Genomic DNA, 263 nt, shown 5'->3' with positions numbered 1-263 from the left:
ATATGAGGTAGACACTATCATCAGAATCGGAACCTGTGGTGCCTATAGTACCGACCTGAAGCTTTTTGATATTTTAAATGTTGAAAATGCGGCCAGTGAAAGTACTTACGCCAAATATGCCTGGGAAATAGAAGATGAAATACTTCCGCACCAGGGGAGTATCTATGATACCATCAACAGAACGGCAGAAGAGCTTTCGTTAAAAACTAAGTCTATCAATGTTCACAGCAGTGATATTTTCTACAGAAAAGATCCTGCGGTAC

Annotated in this window: 1 protein-coding gene; it reads left to right on the top strand. The window is 40.3% G+C overall.

Features of this window, described 5'->3' with window-relative positions; all coding sequences use genetic code 11:
- On the top strand, window positions 1-263 hold a 263-nt coding region (locus ACR9ZK_RS22335), incomplete at both ends, for a nucleoside phosphorylase-I family protein (RefSeq protein ID WP_481344125.1).

Source organism: Monashia sp. HAY1-5C (assembly GCF_056755255.1).
Note: the sequence above shows the minus strand (reverse complement) of the source record. Positions and strands in the feature narration are given on the sequence as shown.